1 protein-coding gene is annotated in these 18434 nt (G+C 70.8%); it reads left to right on the plus strand.

All coding sequences use genetic code 11. The annotated features are described in order from the left end of the window. Window positions 1–241: 241 nt before the first annotated feature. Entirely contained in the window at window positions 242–18403 is an 18162-nt protein-coding gene (locus WBP06_RS27840) for a hypothetical protein (RefSeq protein WP_395335958.1), read from the plus strand. The last annotated feature ends 31 nt before the right edge of the window (window positions 18404–18434 follow it).

The raw sequence follows: 18434 nt of genomic DNA on the forward strand, positions 1-18434 counted from the left end.
TCCATCACCCACCCGCTTTTCGTGCATGCGTGAAAGCGGGTGGGGTGGTTTCCTGCGCCCGAACGCCAGGAAAACGGCTGGAAACATGTTCTCTTGAAATTCGCATAAGAGAATAATTTTCCTGAAATTTTATGTGTTGTTCCGGATTCCTGCTGTTTGGCGCGTGCCGTACAGCCTCGGAAACCTGCCCCGGGGAGGGTGGGCGGAGCGGATTACCGGTCCAGAGCCGGGGGGGCTTACCTTGAACATCTTTGAACCATTCGCCGGCCGTTCGACCGAAGGCGAGGCGACCAGCCGTCTGTCCAGCGAAGCTGAGGCGGCAAGCCGCCCGGCGCGCAAGCTTCGGATGGGGGCGTCCGCCGCCACGCTGGCGGCGATGATGGTTCTGGGCGGCATGGTGCCGATGGAAGCTTCCGCGACGCCCACGCCCACTCCGGCCCCCACGCCCACGCCCGCGGTATCTCCCATCACGACGCCGCAGGTCGGCGCGCAGATCAAGAACCCGGAAACCGGCGCGTTCGAGACTGTCACGGAAGTCCTGTCGCCCGCCCAAGTGAAGACGGACGGCGATAACGTCATCCTGCTGGCGGATGAGGTCGGCCAGACGTTCGAAGTTTCCGGCACCACTTATACCGTCACCGAAGTCACCAAGGACGGGAACGGGACGGTGACCTCGGTCAAGCTCTCGAACTCCGCCAACGACAAGATCAGCGACAATGCCGCCGTGACCTCGATCGCGCCGGCGACGAATGCCACCGGTGCCGATACGATCGCGCTGCCCAGCAATCCAGGCGACAATACCTACCGCAACGTCCAGCGCGGCCGCAGCGGCGGCAACGGTCATATCGGCCTGCTGTTCATTTCCGCCGGAGACGGCGGTTCGGGTTCCAATGGCCCGAACATCACCGATACGGTCAACGGATCGATCAGCTCGCAGTCCAGCGGGCTTGCGGCCGTTATCGTCCAGAGCATCGGTGGCAACGGCGGTAACGGTGGTGACGGCTATCTGGGCTCCGACGGTGGTACCGGCGGCACGGCCGGCGTGGGCGGCAACGTCAATCTCGTCAGCAATGCCAGCGTCGTCACTACCGGCACCAATGCTTACGGCATCCTGGTCAGCAGTTCGGCAGGCAAGGGCGGTGCTGGCGGCGATGGCTGGCTTTCCGGTGGCGGTTCGGGCGGTGGTTCGCCGGGCGTGGGCGGCAACGCTGCGGTAACCAACAACGGCAGCGTTGCTACCAGTGGTGCCGGCTCGATCGGTATTCTGGCGCAGAGCCTTGGCGGTACGGCCGGCAGCGGCGGCGACAGCTTCGGCCTTGTCGCTTCCAGCGGCGGCGGAAGCTTCGGCGGCAAGGGGGGTGATGTCCAGGTCAACCAGGACGGCGTCGTCCAGACATCGGGTTATGGCGCGCACGGCGTGCTGGCTCAGTCGATTGGCGGTTCGGGTGGCAGCGGCGGCACCAGCGGCGGCGTTTTCGCCGACTCCAGCTCGGGCGGCGCGGGCGGCCCCGGCGGCAATGCCACGATTACCGCGAGTTCCGATTCCTCCACGAAGACGACCGGCGACTATGCGCATGCCTTCTTCGCGCAGTCCGTGGGCGGCGGCGGCGGCAACGGGGGCACGACGATCGGCGCGGTCGCGCTGGGCAGTTCCGGTAGCCAGGGCAGCGACGCCGGCACCGTCAACATCAGCATCGACGAAGGCGCCTTCGTGTCGACGGCGGGGATCGGCTCCTACGGCGTTCTGGCCCAGTCGATCGGCGGCGGCGGCGGCAACGCCGGCGTGAGCGGCGGCCTCGCGGCTCTGGGAGGCACCGGCGCCGGCGGCGGCAACGGCAATACCGTTATCGTGTCTTCGGGCGCGACGATGGTGACCACCGGCTATTCGGGCAAGGGCATCTTCGCGCAGTCCATCGGCGGCGGCGGCGGTTCGGCGGCCGGCACTGGCGGGCTCGTCTCGCTCGGCGGATCGGGCGCGGGCGGTGGCAATGGCGGCCTGGTACAGGTAAGCCAGACGTCCGGCGGATCGATCACCACTTCGGGCGCATGGGCCGATGCGATCTTCGCGCAGTCGGTCGGTGGCGGCGGCGGTTCGGGCTCCGGTTCGGTCGGTCTGGTCGGCCTTGGCGGTTCGGGTGCGAGTGGCGGCCTTGGCGGCACCGTGATCGTCGACAATGAAGGCGCGCTGAAGACCACTGGCGATTATGCGCGCGGCATCTTCGCGCAATCGGTTGGCGGCGGCGGCGGTTCCGGCGGCAATTCGACCGGCCTTGCCGCGATCGGCGGCAGCGGTTCGGGCACCAGCCCGGGCGGCAATGTCACGGTGACCAACGGCGGCTCGATCTCGACGGCGGGCGTGCGCTCCATCGGCATCCAGGCCCAGTCGGTCGGCGGTGGCGGCGGCGACGGTGGCAGCTCGACCGGTCTGATCTCGATCGGCGGTTCGGGCGGCGGCGGCGGCGCCGGCGGGATCGTCACCGTATCCAACAGCGGGACGATCACTACCAAGGGCGATGGGGCCCTGGGCATCATCGCGCAGTCGATCGGCGGCGGCGGCGGCAACGGCGGTTCCAGCACCGGCGTGTTGGCGATCGGCGGCGATGGCGGCAACGGCGGCAAGGGCGGCAAGGTCGTCCTGGACCATACCGGCCTGGTCTCCACATCGGGTGACGATGCCACGGCGATCTTCGTGCAGTCGGTCGGCGGCGGCGGCGGCAATGGTGGTTCGGCAGTTTCGGCGGGGCTCTTCGTGAGCGCCGCCTTCGGCGGTTCGGGCGGCGGCGGCGGTGCCGGCGGCGACATCTGCGTCAATACCAACTCGGCCTGCACAACCGCCAGCTCCAGCATGGGCGCGGCCTATATCGAAACGTTCGGCGACCGTTCGACCGGCCTGTTCGCGCAGTCGGTCGGCGGCGGCGGCGGCAACGGTGGCTTCGCGCTTTCGGCCTCTGCAGGCCTTGGCGCGACGGCGTCGATCGCTTTCGGTGGTTCGGGTGGATCCGGCGGTGCGGGCGGCGCAGTGCGCGTGGGCCTGCAGGGATCGATCGCGACCAAGGGCGATCTTTCGGATGGCATTCTTGCCAGCTCGGTCGGCGGCGGCGGCGGTAACGGCGGCTTCTCGGTCGCAGCGGGCGCCTCGCTCGGCGGTTCGCTGACGATGAGCTACGGCGGCGCCGGCGGCGTGGGCGGCACGGGCGGCCTGGTCGACGTGCAGAGCGCGACGACCATCTCTACCGAAGGCGAACAGTCGCGCGGGATCTTCGCGCAGTCGGTCGGCGGCGGCGGCGGCAACGGCGGTTTCGCGGCGAGCGCGGCGATCGGCGTCGGGGCGATCACCTCGACGTTCGGCGGCGTCGGCGGCGCCGGTTCGGACGGTTCGAAGGTCACCGTCGTTTCCGTGGGGAACATTTCGACCAAGGGCACCCAGTCCGACGCGATCTTCGCTGAAAGCATCGGCGGTGGCGGCGGTAACGGCGGCTTCGCGGTCGGCCTTGCCGGCGGCGCGGCGGGCGCGGCCAGCCTGACCTTCGGCGGCGGCGGCGGCAACGGCGGCGCGGGTGACGACGTCACCGTTTCCTCGACGGGCGATCTCGCGACCGAGGGTGTCAGCTCCAACGGCATTTTCGCGCAGTCGGTCGGCGGCGGTGGCGGCAACGGCGGCTTTGCGGTGTCCGGCTCGGCAGGCGGCGTGGGCGCGATGTCGGCGGCATTCGGTGGCAGCGGCGCCAACGGCGGCATGGCCGGCAAGGTGACGGTCGACAGCTCCGGCACGATCACCACGATCGGCGACTTGTCCAACGGCATCCTCGCCCAGTCGGTGGGCGGCGGCGGCGGTAACGGCGGCTTCTCGGCGGCCGTATCTGGCGGTGGCATCGGCGCGGCAGGCGTGTCGATGGGCGGATCAGGCGCGAACGGTGGCGATGGGGACGAAGTTTCGGTCACCTCGGACGGCGGCATCTGGACGCAAGGCGCGGCGGCAGCCGGTATCCTGGCTCAGTCGGTCGGCGGCGGCGGCGGCAACGGCGGTCTGGCGATTTCGGCCAGCGGCGGCTGGGCCGGCGGCGCCTCGCTGGCGTTCGGCGGTGGCGCGGGCAATGGCGGCACCGGCGGCAAGGTCACGCTGGTCAGCACCGGCAATATTCTGACCGAGGGCGACAGCTCGCAAGGCCTCTTCGCACAATCGGTTGGCGGCGGCGGCGGCAATGGCGGCGGTGCCATCGCGGCCTCGGGCGGCCAGGGCGGCGGCATCTCGGCCTCGTTCGGCGGCGATGGTGGCGCCGGCGGTTCTTCGGGTGATGTCAGCATCGACAGCACGGGCGACATCCAGACGCTGGGCAACAATGCCGATGCGATCTTCGCGCAGTCGTTGGGCGGCGGCGGCGGCAATGGCGGCTTCGCGATTTCGGCGGCAGGTGGCCAGTTCGGCGCGGTCAGCCTGTCGATGGGCGGTACCGGCGGCCACGGTGGTTCCTCGGGCGACGTGTCGGTCGATTCCGATGGCGACTTGACGACTTCGGGCGACTTCTCGGCCGGCGTGCGTGCGCAATCCATCGGTGGGGGCGGCGGTAACGGCGGCTTTGCGATCTCTGCATCGGGCGCCCAGTTCGGCGCCGTCGCGCTTTCGTTCGGCGGTGACGGCGGCACGGGCGGCGCGGCGGGCGACGTCACGCTGACCTCGACCGGCGATATCTGGACCGAGGGCAATTATTCGCAGGGTCTGTTTGCCCAGTCGGTCGGCGGCGGTGGTGGCAACGGCGGCTTCTCCGTCAGCGCCGCAGGCGCACAGTACGGCGCGGCGGCCATCGGCTTCGGCGGCACCGGCGGCACCGGCGGTGCGGCGGGCGACGCGGATCTCACCAACACCGGCGATATCGTCACCAAGGGCGACTTCAGCGCCGGCGCGCAAGTCCAGTCCATCGGTGGCGGCGGCGGCAATGGCGGTTGGAGCGTCAGCGCGGCGGGCGGCCAGTACGGCGCTGTGGCCATCGGCTTCGGCGGCAAGGGCGGCGCGGGCGGCACGGCGGGTGACGTAACGCTCACCTCTACCGGGCGGATCGCTACGCAGGGCGACCAGTCGAGTGGCCTCGTCGCGCAATCCATCGGCGGTGGCGGCGGTAACGGCGGCTTCTCCGCTGCCGTCGCAGGCGCGCAGTACGGCGCGGCAGCGCTCTCGTTCGGCGGCACCGGCGGCACCGGCAACGACGCGGGCACGGTCACGCTGGCCAACACTGGCGATATCTACACCGAAGGCACGCTGTCGAACGGTATCTTCGCGCAGTCGGTCGGCGGCGGTGGCGGCAACGGCGGCTTCTCGGTCGCCGTCGCGGGCGCGCAATATGCATCGGCGGCGCTGGCGCTGGGCGGTTCGGGCGGCTCGGGCGGCGCCGGCAAGGCGGTTTCGGTTGTTTCCGAAGGCAACATTACGACGCTGGGCGATCAGGCGGACGGCATCCTTGCCCAGTCGATCGGCGGTGGTGGCGGTAACGGTGGTTTCGCCGTTTCCGGCACTTTGACCGCCAGCAGTGACGGCGTTTCGGCCTCGGTCGCGATCGGCGGCAAGGGCGGTTCGGGCGGTGAGGCGGGCGACGTTTCGCTGATCAGCACCGGCGATATTTCCACCAGCGGCGCCAGTTCGGTCGGCCTCTTCGCGCAATCCGTGGGCGGCGGCGGCGGCAATGGCGGTTTCGCCGGCGCGCTCTCGCTGTCGGTGGGCAATGCCGTGGCTGTCGGCATTGGCGGATCGGGCGGCACCGGCAATACGGCCGGCAATGTCTCGCTCGGATCGACCGGCAACATCAGCACTTCGGGCAACCTTGCGGCGGGCATTCAGGCCCAGTCGATCGGCGGTGGCGGTGGTAACGGTGGCTTCAGCCTGACGGCTTCGGCCACGGTCGAGGGGCAGTCGATCGGCAACAGCAGCGGCGGCACCGGCGGCAGCGGCGGCCTTGCCGGCAATGTCGACGTGACCAGCCTGGGCACCGTGCAGACCACCGGCGAAATCGCCAACGGCATCTTCGCGCAGTCGGTCGGCGGCGGTGGCGGCAATGGCGGCTTCTCGGTCTCTGCCAGCCTGTCGGCCAAGGGCGACTCCGATACCCAGAGCGTCGGCGGCAACGGCGGCACCGGCAATGACGCGGGCACGGTCAGCGTCTCGGCCACGGCCGGCGCCAACGCAGGCATCGCGGACTATTCCGTCGTCACATCGGGAACAGGTTCCAACGGTATCCTCGCGCAGTCGATCGGTGGCGGCGGCGGTTCCGGCGGCTTCTCGGTCGGCGGCGCATTCTCGGGCGAGGGCGATGCATCGTCCAACCAGGTGGGCGGCAGCGGCGGCGCAGGCGGCAACGCTTCCACCGTTGAGGTCGTCAACGTCGGCAAGATCCAGACCACCGGCAATATCGCCAACGGCATCTTCGCACAGTCGGTCGGCGGCGGCGGCGGCAACGGCGGCTTCTCCGTCGGTGCGGGCGTTTCGATCAAGGGCGACGCGCAATCGAGCGTCGGCGGCGGTGAAGGCGGCGCGGCGGGCAATTCGGACGACGTCAGCGTAGACACTACCGGCGCGATCTACACTGAAGGTGCCGCGTCGAACGGCGTGCTGGCGCAATCGGTCGGCGGCGGCGGCGGCACCGGCGGCTTCTCGGTCAGCGCAGGCTTCAGCGCGGAAGGCGATTCCACCAGCGACAGCGTTGGTGGCGGTGGCGGTTCGGGTGGCAACGCCGGCAACGTCACGGTCGTGGCGCGCGAAGGCATTACCACCAAGGGCGATGGTTCCAACGGCGTCTTCGCGCAGTCGGTCGGCGGCGGCGGCGGCTCGGGCGGCTTTGCCGTAGGCCTCGACGTATCACTGAAGGGCGACGCGGAATCGAATGTGGGCGGCGGCGACGGTTCGCTCGGCGGCACCGCGGGCGACGTTTCGGTCACCACCGAAGGCACGATCTGGACTGAAGGCGCGGCGGCAGCCGGCATCTTCGCGCAGTCGGTTGGCGGCGGCGGCGGCAACGGCGGTTTCTCGGTCGGCGCGGGCTTCTCCAGCGAGGGCGGTTCGTCTTCCACCAGCGTCGGCGGCGCCGGTGCGGGCGGCGCGATCGCGGGCAACGTCACCGTCCATGCCGACAGCGACATCCAGACCAAGGGCACCGGATCGAACGGCATCCTGGCGCAGTCGATCGGCGGCGGTGGTGGTAACGGCGGTTTTGCCGTGGGCCTCGGTGTTTCGATCAAGGGCGATGCGGATTCCAAGGTTGGCGGCGGCGGCGCGGGAACCGGTTCGGACGCGGGCGATGTGACCGTGACCGGAACCGGCACGATCGTCACTCTGGGCGATCAGGCCAACGGCATCTTCGCGCAGTCGGTCGGCGGCGGCGGCGGCAACGGCGGCTTCTCGGTCGGCGCGGGCCTCAGCCTCGATGGCACGGCGACCAGCGACAGCGTGGGCGGCTCTGGCGGCGGCGGCGGTAATGCCGGTACCGTCACGATAGACCGCACAGGCGACATCGGCACCAGCGGCGCCAATTCGAACGGCATCCTGGCCCAATCTGTGGGCGGCGGTGGCGGCAACGGCGGCTTCGCCGTGGGTCTTGGCGCATCCATGAAAGGCGATGCGGAATCGAGCGTTGGTGGCGGCGAAGGTGGCACGGCCGGCGACGGCGCGGACGTGTTCGTTTCCGACGTGGGCACGATTGTTACCAGCGGCACCAATTCGAACGGCATCTTCGCGCAGTCCGTGGGCGGCGGCGGTGGTTCGGGCGGCTTCTCGGTCGGCGCGGGCTTCAGCCTTGAAGGCGGCGCGACCAGCACCAGCGTCGGTGGTTCGGCCGGCGCGGGCGGCAGCGCGGGCACGGTTTCGGTCAGCCATGACGGCGATATCCAGACCTCCGGCGCGTCGGCCAACGGCATTTTCGCCCAGTCGGTCGGCGGTGGCGGCGGTGTCGGCGGCTTTGCCGTGGGCCTTGGCGCCTCGATGGATTCGGACGCCAAGTCCAGCGTCGGCGGCGGCGCCGGCGGCGCGGCGGGTTCGGCTTCGGATGTTTCGGTCGACCAGACCGGCACGGTGATCACTTCGGGTGCGGCGGCCAATGGCGTGCTGGCCCAGTCGATCGGCGGCGGCGGCGGCGTCGGTGGCTTCTCGGTCTCTGCGGCGCTCTCTTCCTCGGGCGGTGCGGCCTCGGATTCGACCGGCGGCGCGGGCGGCTCCTCGGGCGATGCCGGCTCGGTCAGCGTGTCGGTCGATGGCGATATCCAGACCGACGGTGCGCAGGCGCGCGGCGTCGTCGCGCAGTCGATCGGGGGCGGCGGCGGTTCGGGCGGCTTTGCGGTCGGTGCCGGGGCCTCGATCGAAGGCGATGCGGAATCGGCGACCGGCGGCGGCGCTGGTGGTTCCTCGGGCAATGCGGGCAACGTCAGCGTTGCGGTGGACGGCAATGTCGTCACCAAAGGTGCGGCATCTGTGGCGCTGCTGGCGCAGTCGATCGGCGGCGGCGGCGGTGCGGGTGGCTTTGCGGTAGGCGCGGCGCTGTCCAGCAGCGGCGGCGCCACGGCGGAATCGACCGGCGGCGACGGCGGCTCGGCAGGCGATGCGGGCGACGTTTCCGTCACCCACACTGGCGGCATCGAGACTTTCGGCGCGCAATCGGGCGCGATCCTGGCACAATCGATCGGCGGCGGCGGCGGTTCGGGCGGCTTCTCGGTCGGCGGCGCGCTGAGCGTCGAGGGTGAGGCGAATTCCGCCATCGGCGGCGGCGCGGGCGGATCGGCCGGCAATGCCGGCACTGTGGACGTGGCCAATACCGGCGACATCTACACTCACGGCGCCAATTCCACTGGCATCGTCGCGCAGTCGATCGGCGGCGGCGGCGGTAACGGCGGCTTCTCGGTCTCGGCCGGTCTTGCGCTTTCGGGCGCGGATGCGGTTTCTAGCTCTACCGGCGGCGCGGGCGGATCGTCCGGTTCGGCCGACAATGTGACCGTGACCTCGATCGGCAACATCAAGGTCGATGGCGATCACAGTCGCGGCATCGTGGCGCAATCGATCGGCGGCGGTGGCGGCACCGGCGGCTTCTCCGTGTCGGGCGCGATTGCCACCAAGGGCTCGGGCGCGTCCGACAGTGTCGGCGGCGCAGGCGGCGCCGGCAATGCGGCAGGCAATGTCACGGTCGTTTCGGCCGGTCAGGTTCTGACTTCGGGCGATGCCACCAACGCGGTGCTTGCCCAGTCGATTGGCGGCGGCGGCGGCGCGGGCGGCTTCTCGGGCAGCCTCGCGGCGGCGCTGGGCGGCGGTGCAGCGGTCAGCTCGGTCGGTGGTGCGGGCGGAATCGGTTCCGACGCGGGCAATGTGGACCTGACGCTCAGCGGCGCGCTCGGCACGCTGGGCAATGGCTCGGCGGCGGTGGTTGCGCAGTCGATCGGCGGCGGCGGGGGCGTGGGCGGTTTCTCGCTCGGCCTGGCGGCGGCATCGGATGGTGAGGGCGCTAGCGCCGTCACCGGCGGATCGGGCGGCGATGGCGGTGTGGGCGGCAATGTCCTCGTCTCGACCAGTGCGCTGATCCAGACGCACGGCGCGCTGTCGGATGGCGTGCTGGCGCAGTCGATCGGTGGTGGCGGCGGTTCGGGCGGTTTCGCCGTGGCCGGCACGCTGGCGCTGGGCGAAAAGGCGGCTTCGAGCGCTACTGGCGGCGCCGGCGGTTCGGGTCAGGACGCGGGCACGGTCACCGTGCAGAACACCGGCGACATCTACACCTTCGGCGCGGCATCGAACGGCGTGGTGGCGCAGTCGATCGGCGGCGGCGGCGGCACCGGCGGCTTCTCCGGCTCGCTGACGATCTCCTCCACTTCCGAAGCCGTGGCGAACAGCCTTGGCGGATCGGGCGGCGTCGGTGGCGATGCCGGTGCGGTCAAGGTCGTCACCACCGGCAATATCCAGGTGCTGGGCGATCGCTCCACCGCCATCGTCGCGCAGTCGATCGGCGGCGGCGGCGGTTCGGCGGGCTTCTCGCTGGGCGCGGCAGCCTCGAAGGCGGCATCGGCCAGCGACGCGGTTGGCGGCAGCGGCGGCGCGGGCGGCGATGGCGGCACGGTGGAAGTGGCGAATGGCTCGACCGGCACGGTCGTGACCACCGGCAACTTCGGTTACGCGATCCTTGCCCAGTCGATCGGCGGCGGTGGCGGTTCGGGCGGTTTCGCCACGGGTGGCGCACTCTCGCTGTCCGAAGGGGCGACTTCCTCGGTCGGCGGCGGCGCAGGCGGCGCGGCGGGTGACGGCGGTAATGTCGGCGTCAACAATTACAGCCTGATCCAGACCAGCGGCGACGGCGCCGTGGCGGTCTTCGCGCAGTCGATCGGTGGCGGTGGCGGCTCGGGCGGCTTTGCGGTCGGCGCGGGCCTTGCCGGCGGCAGCGACAGCACGCTGTCCAACGCCATCGGTGGCGGTGCGGGCAGCGGCGGCTCGGCGGGTACGGTCTCGCTTTACAACGACGGCACGATCCTGACGCAGGGCGCCAACGCCACGGCGGTGTTGATGCAGTCGATCGGCGGCGGCGGCGGCAACGGTGCCTTCGCGGTGAGCGGCGCGCTGGCCAAGGGCGGCGCGGCGAATACCTCCATCGGTGGTGACGGCGGCACGGCCGGTTCGGCGGGCGACGTTACGCTGGTCAACACGGCGAACGCCACGATCGTTACCGAAGGCGCGATGTCGATCGCGATCCAGGCGCAGTCGATCGGCGGCGGCGGCGGTTCGGGCGGCTTCTCGGTCGGCGCGGGTCTCGCTCTCGAAGGCGATGCCAGCTCGACTGTAGGCGCGGGTTCGGGCGGCGCGGGCGGTTCGGCCGGCGTGGTCTCGATCAACAACGCGGGCGACATAGGCACGCGCGGCGACGGTTCGCTGGCGGTGCTGGCGCAGTCGATCGGCGGTGGTGGCGGCTCGGGCGGCTTCGCCGTCTCAGGCGGCCTCAGCGTCAAGGGCGGCGCGGCCAGCAACGCGGTCGGCGGCCAGGGTGCGGGCGGAGGCGACGGCGGCCTCGTCTCGGTCACCAGCAGCGGCACGATCCAGACGCTGGGCGCCAATGCGACCGCGATCCTGGCGCAGTCGGTGGGCGGCGGCGGCGGTGCCGGCGGGTTCTCCGCCGGCGCGGCAGCGGCCAGCGCGGACGCGGCCTCCAACCTCGTCGGCGGCAGCGGCGGTGCGGCAGGTGCGGGCGGAAACGTCACGATCGCCAACAACGGCGGCACGATCACGACCGATGGCGACTTGTCCTACGCGGTCTACGCGCAGTCGGTCGGCGGTGGCGGCGGTTCGGGCGGCTTTGCGGCCGGCGCGGGCCTCAGCCTTCAAGGCGATGCCGAGTCCGGCGTGGGCGGCGGCAGCGGCGGTGGCGGCGGTACTGGCGGTCTCGTCAGCCTCGACAACACCGGCACGATCGCGACCAAGGGCGTGGGCTCCGTGGCGGTCTTCGCCCAGTCCGTGGGCGGCGGCGGCGGCGCGGGTGGCTTCGCGGTGGGTGCAGGCCTGACCGCAGAGGGCGGCTCCGCATCCGACAGCGTTGGTGGCTCGGGCGGCGCGGGCGGAGCCGGCGGCGTGGTTTCGATCACGACCGATGGCCTGGTTCAGACCGAAGGCGCCAATGCGACCGCGATTTTCGCGCAGTCGGTCGGCGGCGGCGGCGGCAAGGGCGGCTTTGCCGTGGGTGCCTCGGCGTCCAAGGCGGACAGTGCCTCGACCGTGGTTGGCGGTAGCGGCGGCGCGGGCGGCGACGGCGGCGAAGTCTCCGTCGCCAATGGCGCGGACGGCGAAGTCGTCACGCTGGGCACGCTGTCCTACGCAGTGTTCGCGCAGTCGGTCGGCGGCGGCGGCGGCCAGGGCGGCTTCTCGGCCGGCGGTGCGCTTTCGCTTGAAGGTGACGCGAATTCGTCGGTCGGCGCGAGCCTGGGTGCCGGCGGCGGCATCGGCGGCGTGGTTTCGCTTAGCAATGCCGGCAAGATCGGCACGGCCGGGGACGGCTCCATCGCAGTCTTCGCCCAGTCGGTGGGCGGCGGCGGCGGCGCCGGCGGCTTTGCGGCGGGCGGCGGCCTGACCATCGAAGGCGGCGCAGCCTCCAACTCGGTTGGCGGCGCGGGCGGCATCGGCGGTGCCGGCGGCGTGGTTTCGCTGGTCAACACGGGTTCGATCCGCACCGAAGGCGCCAATGCCACGGCGGTCTATGCGCAGTCCGTGGGTGGCGGCGGCGGTGCCGGCGGCTTTTCGGTCGGCGCCAGCGCATCGAAGGCGGATAGCGCCTCGAACACGGTCGGCGGCTCGGGCGGTGCTGGCGGCGATGGCGGCGAAGTCTCCATCGACAACGGCGCGGGCGGCTCGATCACCACCTTGGGTGACTTCTCCTACGCGGTCTTCGCGCAGTCGATTGGCGGCGGCGGCGGTTCGGGCGCATTTGCTGCGGGCGGTGCGCTGAGCCTTGAAGGCGACGTGGACTCCAGCGTCGGCGGCGGCGCGGGCAGCGGAGGCGGTATCGGCGGCAACGTCACGCTCAGCAGCCTCGGCGCGATCCAGACGGCGGGCGAGGGCGCGATTGCGATCTTCGCACAGTCGATCGGTGGCGGCGGCGGTGCCGGTGGCTTCGCGGCCGGTGGCGGTCTCTCGGCCGAAGGCGGCGCGACGTCGAACACGGTCGGTGGCTCGGGCGGCGCGGGCGGTTCGGGTGGTACGATCGCGCTGGAAAACGGCGGATCGATCCTGACGCTCGGCAGCAATGCGACCGCGCTCTTCGCGCAGTCGGTGGGTGGCGGCGGCGGTGTTGCCGGCTTCTCGACCGGCGGCGCGGCCTCCAAGGCCGGTGCGGTTTCGCAGACGGTCGGCGGCGACGGCGGCACGGCGGGTGACGGTGGTGACATCATCGTCAGCAACGCGGCGGGCGGCAAGATCGAGACCGATGGCGCCATTTCCTACGGTGTCTTCGCGCAGTCGGTTGGCGGTGGCGGCGGTGCGGGCGGCTTCGCGGCCGGCGGCGCACTGGCGCTGGGCGACGACGTGGAGAACGGCGTCGGCGGTGGTATCGGCGGCGCAGGCGGGCTTGGCGGCACGATTGCGATCGACAATGCCGGCCAGATCGTCACGCTGGGTGACGCCTCGATTGCGATCTTCGCGCAATCGATCGGCGGCGGCGGCGGTGCCGGTGCTTTTGCGGCAGGCGGCGGCCTTTCGGCCGAAGGCGCCTCGGCCAGTTCGTCGGTTGGCGGAGCCGGCGGCGACGGCGGTGCGGGCGGCAATATCACGGTCTCCAACAGCGGCCTCGTGGCGACGGCCGGCGACCAGGCGGTGGCGATCCTTGCCCAGTCGGTCGGCGGCGGCGGCGGTGTCGGCGGCTTTGCCGTCGGCGGTGCAGCTTCGCAGCTCGATGCCGTGTCCGACACGATCGGCGGCAGCGGCGGCGCGGGCGGTATCGGCGGCGACATAACCGTGAACACCAGCGGCGCAGTCTACACCGAAGGCGCCTTCGCTTACGGCATCCAGGCGCAGTCGATCGGCGGCGGCGGCGGCAACGGCGGCTTCGCGGCCGGTGCCACCGTGGCCCTGACCGGCGATGCACGGTCGACCATCGGCGGCGGTGCCGGCGGTGGCGGCGGCCTTGGCGGCACGATCACGCTGACCAACAGCGGTACCATCGAAACGCTGGGCGCCAGCGCGGTTGCGGTCTTCGCCCAGTCCGTGGGTGGTGGCGGCGGTGCCGGTGGCTTCGCCGGTGGCCTCACTGGCTCTGGCGACGGCGCTTTCGGCTCGACCATCGGTGGTGCCGGTGGCGATGCCAGCCAGGGCGGTGACATTACTGTCAGCAACAGCGGGCAGATCCATGCCGGCGGCGCCAATTCGGCGGGCGTTTTCGCCCAGTCGGTCGGCGGCGGCGGCGGCCTTGGCGGCTTCTCGCTGGCGGCGAGCGGCGCGGTCTCCAGCCTGTCCAACACGCTTGGCGGTTCGGGCGGAGCCGGCGGTGACGGCGGCGCGATCAGCGTTTCCAACGCGGCGGGCGCGACCATCGTGGTCGATGGTGACCTGTCCTACGGCGTGTTCGCACAGTCGATCGGCGGCGGCGGCGGTTCCGGCGGCTTCGCGGTCGACGGTACGATTGCCACTGGCGGCGCGGTCAATTCGACCCTCGGCGCAGGCTCCGGCGGCGGTGGCGGCAATGGCGGCGCCATCACGCTAACCAATGCGGGCAACGTGCTGGCGCAAGGCGCGGGTTCGGTCGCGGTCTTCGGCCAGTCGGTCGGCGGCGGCGGCGGTGCGGGCGGCTTTGCCGGCGGGCTTTCCGTCGGCGCAGGCGGCGCGATCAGCCAGAGCATCGGCGGCGCGGGTGCCGGCGGCGGCAACGGCGGCGACATCGCGGTGACCAACAGCGGCGTGATCCAGACGCTGGAAGCCAATTCGATCGGCGTCTTCGCGCAGTCGATCGGCGGCGGTGGCGGCCTTGGCGGCATGTCGATCTCCGGCTCGCTCAGCACCGGCAGCTCCACGACGACCAGCCTTGGCGGCTCGGGCGGAGCCGGCGGTGACGGCGGCACGATCACGGTCAGCAACAGCGGCGTGATCGATGCCAAGGGCGACTTGTCCTACGGCGTCTTCGCGCAGTCGATCGGCGGCGGTGGCGGCACGGCCGGCATGGTGGTTTCCGGCACGCTCAGCACCGGGCTTGGCGGCCTTACCTCTGCCCTCGGCGGCAGCGGCGGTGCTGGCGGCAATGGCGGTGACATCACCGTCACCAACACCGGCACGATCCTGGTGGAAGGCGCGGCGTCGGTCGGCATCCTGGCCCAGTCCATCGGCGGCGGCGGCGGTGCGGGCGGCTTCACCGGCTCGCTGGCGGTCACCGGCGGTTCGCTGAACACGCAAGTGGGCGGGACCGGCGGCGCGGGTGGCGACGGCGGCGACGTCACTGTCACTTCGACCGGCAGCATCGTCACCATGGCGGACGATTCCATCGCCGTGCTGGCCCAGTCCATCGCGGGCGGCGGCGGCCAGTCGGCCTATGCCATCGCGGCGCAGGCAGGCGCGTTCGATGGCGTCAACCTGACGCTGGGCGCGCAGGGCGAAGGGATCAGCGGCAAGCAGGGCAAGGTCGTCGTCAACCTCTCGGGCGGTGTGCTCCAGACGGCGGGCGCGCTTTCCTACGGCTTGCTGGCACAGGCCATCGGTGCGGGCGGCGGCAACGTCGCGCTCTCCGTGCCCGATCCGCTGGAAGTCGGCTCCAACGGTCTGACCCTGCAAGTGGGCAGCACCGGCGGCGTGGCCGGTGACGGTAACGTCATCGACGTGACCAACGCCAACGAGATCCAGACCAAGGGCGCAGGCGCCATCGGCTTCGCGGCGCAGTCGATCGGCGGCGGCGGCGGTACCGAGGGCGTTACCGGCGACGTGGTGTTCGGCAGCGGCGATGCCGTTTGGTCCACCGTGGTCGGCGGCAGCGGAGACTCGGCCGGTTCGGGCGCGGCGATCACCATCGCCAACAGCGCGACGATCGTGACCGAAGGCGACGGGGCCCTTGGCCTGCTCGCCCAGTCGGTCGGCGGTGGCGGCGGCGTGGGCACGATGGCGCTTGGCCTGGCCGACGGTTCGCTCTCGGGCGCTTCGCTGAATGTCGGCGGTTCGCAGACCACGGCGGGCAACGGCGGTGACGTGACCTTCACGACCTCCACCGGTGCCATCGGCACTTCGGGCAATCTCGCTTCGGCATTGGTTGTCCAGTCGATCGGCGGTGGCGGCGGCGTTGCCACGCTGTCCTCGATGGAAGGCGGAGCGCTGGGTGACATCACTCTGGCAGCTGGCTCTACCGGCGGTGCAGGCGGTGACGGCGGCAATATCACGCTCGACCAGAAGGCGGATGTCGTCACCAGCGGCACCGGCGCCAATGCGATCCTCGTGCAGTCCATCGGCGGCGGCGGCGGTCTGGCGACCCTCGACAACACCGGTGGCACCGGCACGGTCACCAACGTCGATCTCGGCGGCGCGGCCAGCGGTTCGGGCGGCACTATCGACTTCACCCTCGATGGCCGTGTCCAGACGACTGGCGCGGGTGCGGCGGGTGTCGTTGTGCAGTCGATCGGCGGGGGTGGCGGTTACGTCAGCACCGTGGGTGCGAATGCCGACGGCACGCTGACGCTGGGCTCTTCGAACGGCGCGACCGGCAGCGGTGGCGATGTTTCGGTTGCAATCAACCAGACGATCACCACCACCGGCGCGGGTTCGACGGCGCTGCTGGTGCAGTCGATCGGCGGCGGCGGTGGCGCGGCATCCGTGGTCGGCGCGGACGGCACGGTCCAGACCCTCGACGTGGTGGATGCAAGCGCGGTCAGCACGCTGCGTGCGGCCCGCATGGCCTCCATCGCTCAGACTGCAGCGATCGCCAACGGCGTCGATGCCGGTTCGGTCGACGTCACCGTGGGCGCGGCGATCCGCACCAGCGGCGCCAATGCCAACGGCGTGGTCGTCCAGTCCGTGGGTGGCGGCGGTGCGGCCGTGGGTTCGGGCGCCAGCGTGCTGGGTAGCTCCGGCATCGGCAATACGGTGAACCTGACCGTGAAGGCCGATGTGGTGACCACCGGTTCCGGTTCCAGCGCCCTCGTCGCGCAGAGCACGGGCGGCCTTGGCGGCAGCGCGATTGCGCTGGATATCGGCGCGGTCAACGTCGTCGGCGGCCTTGGCGGCCATGCCGTCTCGCTGCTGGGCGGTGCGGACAACACGGTGACGTCGGCGGGCACGCTGCAGACCATGGACGGGCAGGAAGGCCTGGTGATCTATGCAGAGGGCGGCAACAACACGATCGTCAACTCCGGCACCATCGTCGGCTCGATCGACCTGGGCGATGGCGTCAACAGCTTCACCAACGTCAATGGCGGGATCTTCCTGGCCGGTTCGCTGGTCAACGTGGGTGCGGGCTCGTTCGTGAACTCTGGCATCCTCAATCCGGGCGGTGGCGGCGTCGTGTCGCAACTGGCGGTGAAGGGTGGCCTGACGCTGACGGCGCAGAGCGAGTACAACCTTGACCTTGATATGAAGACCAACACTGCGGACCGGGTCGTCGTATCCGGTGCGGCGGTGCTGGCGGGCAAGGTCACCACCAATCTCCTCAATCTGGGCCACGCCCGGACCGGGGCGAACGAGGCGGTGATCCTGGAGGCAGCCGGCGGTATCACCGGGCAGGATTCGGTCACGCTGGTCGCGCCGAATTCGGCAGTGGCAAGCTTCGCCCTCGACTATCCCTCGGCCACACAGCAGGCGATCCGTTACACGATCGAATTCGCTCCGGCCGGGTTGAGCGCGCGCCAGTCGATGATTGGCAACGTGCTCGACCAGATCCAGCAGACGCCGACCGATGCCTTCGCGCCCACGGCCGCCGCGATCATCTCGATCCCGACGGTGGGGGCACTGGGCACGGTCTACGACAGTCTGACCGGCGAAGGCGTGGTCGCGGCGCAAAGCGCGGCGCTAACTGCGGTGGGCAACAACCACGATGTGATCGACAATCAGATCGTCAGCCGTGTCGGCACCTTCGCCGCGCCCTGGCGCAAGGAACCGCTGGGCAACTTGTGGATGTCGGCACAGGGCGGCCGCCAGCGGCTGGACGGAACCGACGGGGCGCACGATACGCGCACCGATGGCTACGTGGTGCAGGGTGGTTGGGACTATCGCCCGGATGCGCGCAGCGTGGTCGGCGCCAGCTTCGGCTTCGATCCGCAGAGCTTCTCGGTTCCGGGGGCAAGCACTTCGGGCAAGGCCAGGGTCTACACCGTGGGCGCCTATGGCGGCTTCCACCCCGGCGCCTGGACGCTCAGCGCGGACCTGCTCTACAGCGTGGCCAATACTGATTACTTGCGCGACATGTGGCTCTATGCCGACGGAAACGTGCAGGCGCGGGGCAGCTTCAAGATGCACGCATGGTCCGGCCGTGCCCAGGTTGCCCGCCAGTTCGGCAATGGCAACGTGGTGTTCCAGCCGTTCGCCGCCATCGAGGCCACTCGCCTGTCGCTGCCGAACTTCGTCGAAGGCCACGGCGAGGATCAGGACAATGCCACGCTGGGCCTGGCCTTCTTCGGAAAGGACTGGACACGCGTGCGCAGCCTGCTGGGCACCAATGTCGCGAGCCGCATCGACCTGTCGCAGGGCAAGGCGCTGGTCACCACGCTGCGGGCGGCTTGGGTCCATGACTTCGATACCGATCGCTCGGTCACCGCGTCCTTTGCCGGGGCGACGAACTACCGCTTCACGACTTCGGGTGCGCAAGCGGCGGCCAATACCGGACGGATCGACCTGCGATCGACGTTGCAGATGCGCAACGTCGACCTGCAGGCCAGCATCGGGGCCGATATCGGCAAAGGCTACAACGACGTGACGGCCATGGTCGGCGTCCGGTTCCACATGTGATCCGTGACGCACGCCATGACTGCATCCCCGC

Source organism: Novosphingobium mississippiense (assembly GCF_044029535.1).
In the GTDB taxonomy this organism is placed as follows: domain Bacteria; phylum Pseudomonadota; class Alphaproteobacteria; order Sphingomonadales; family Sphingomonadaceae; genus Novosphingobium.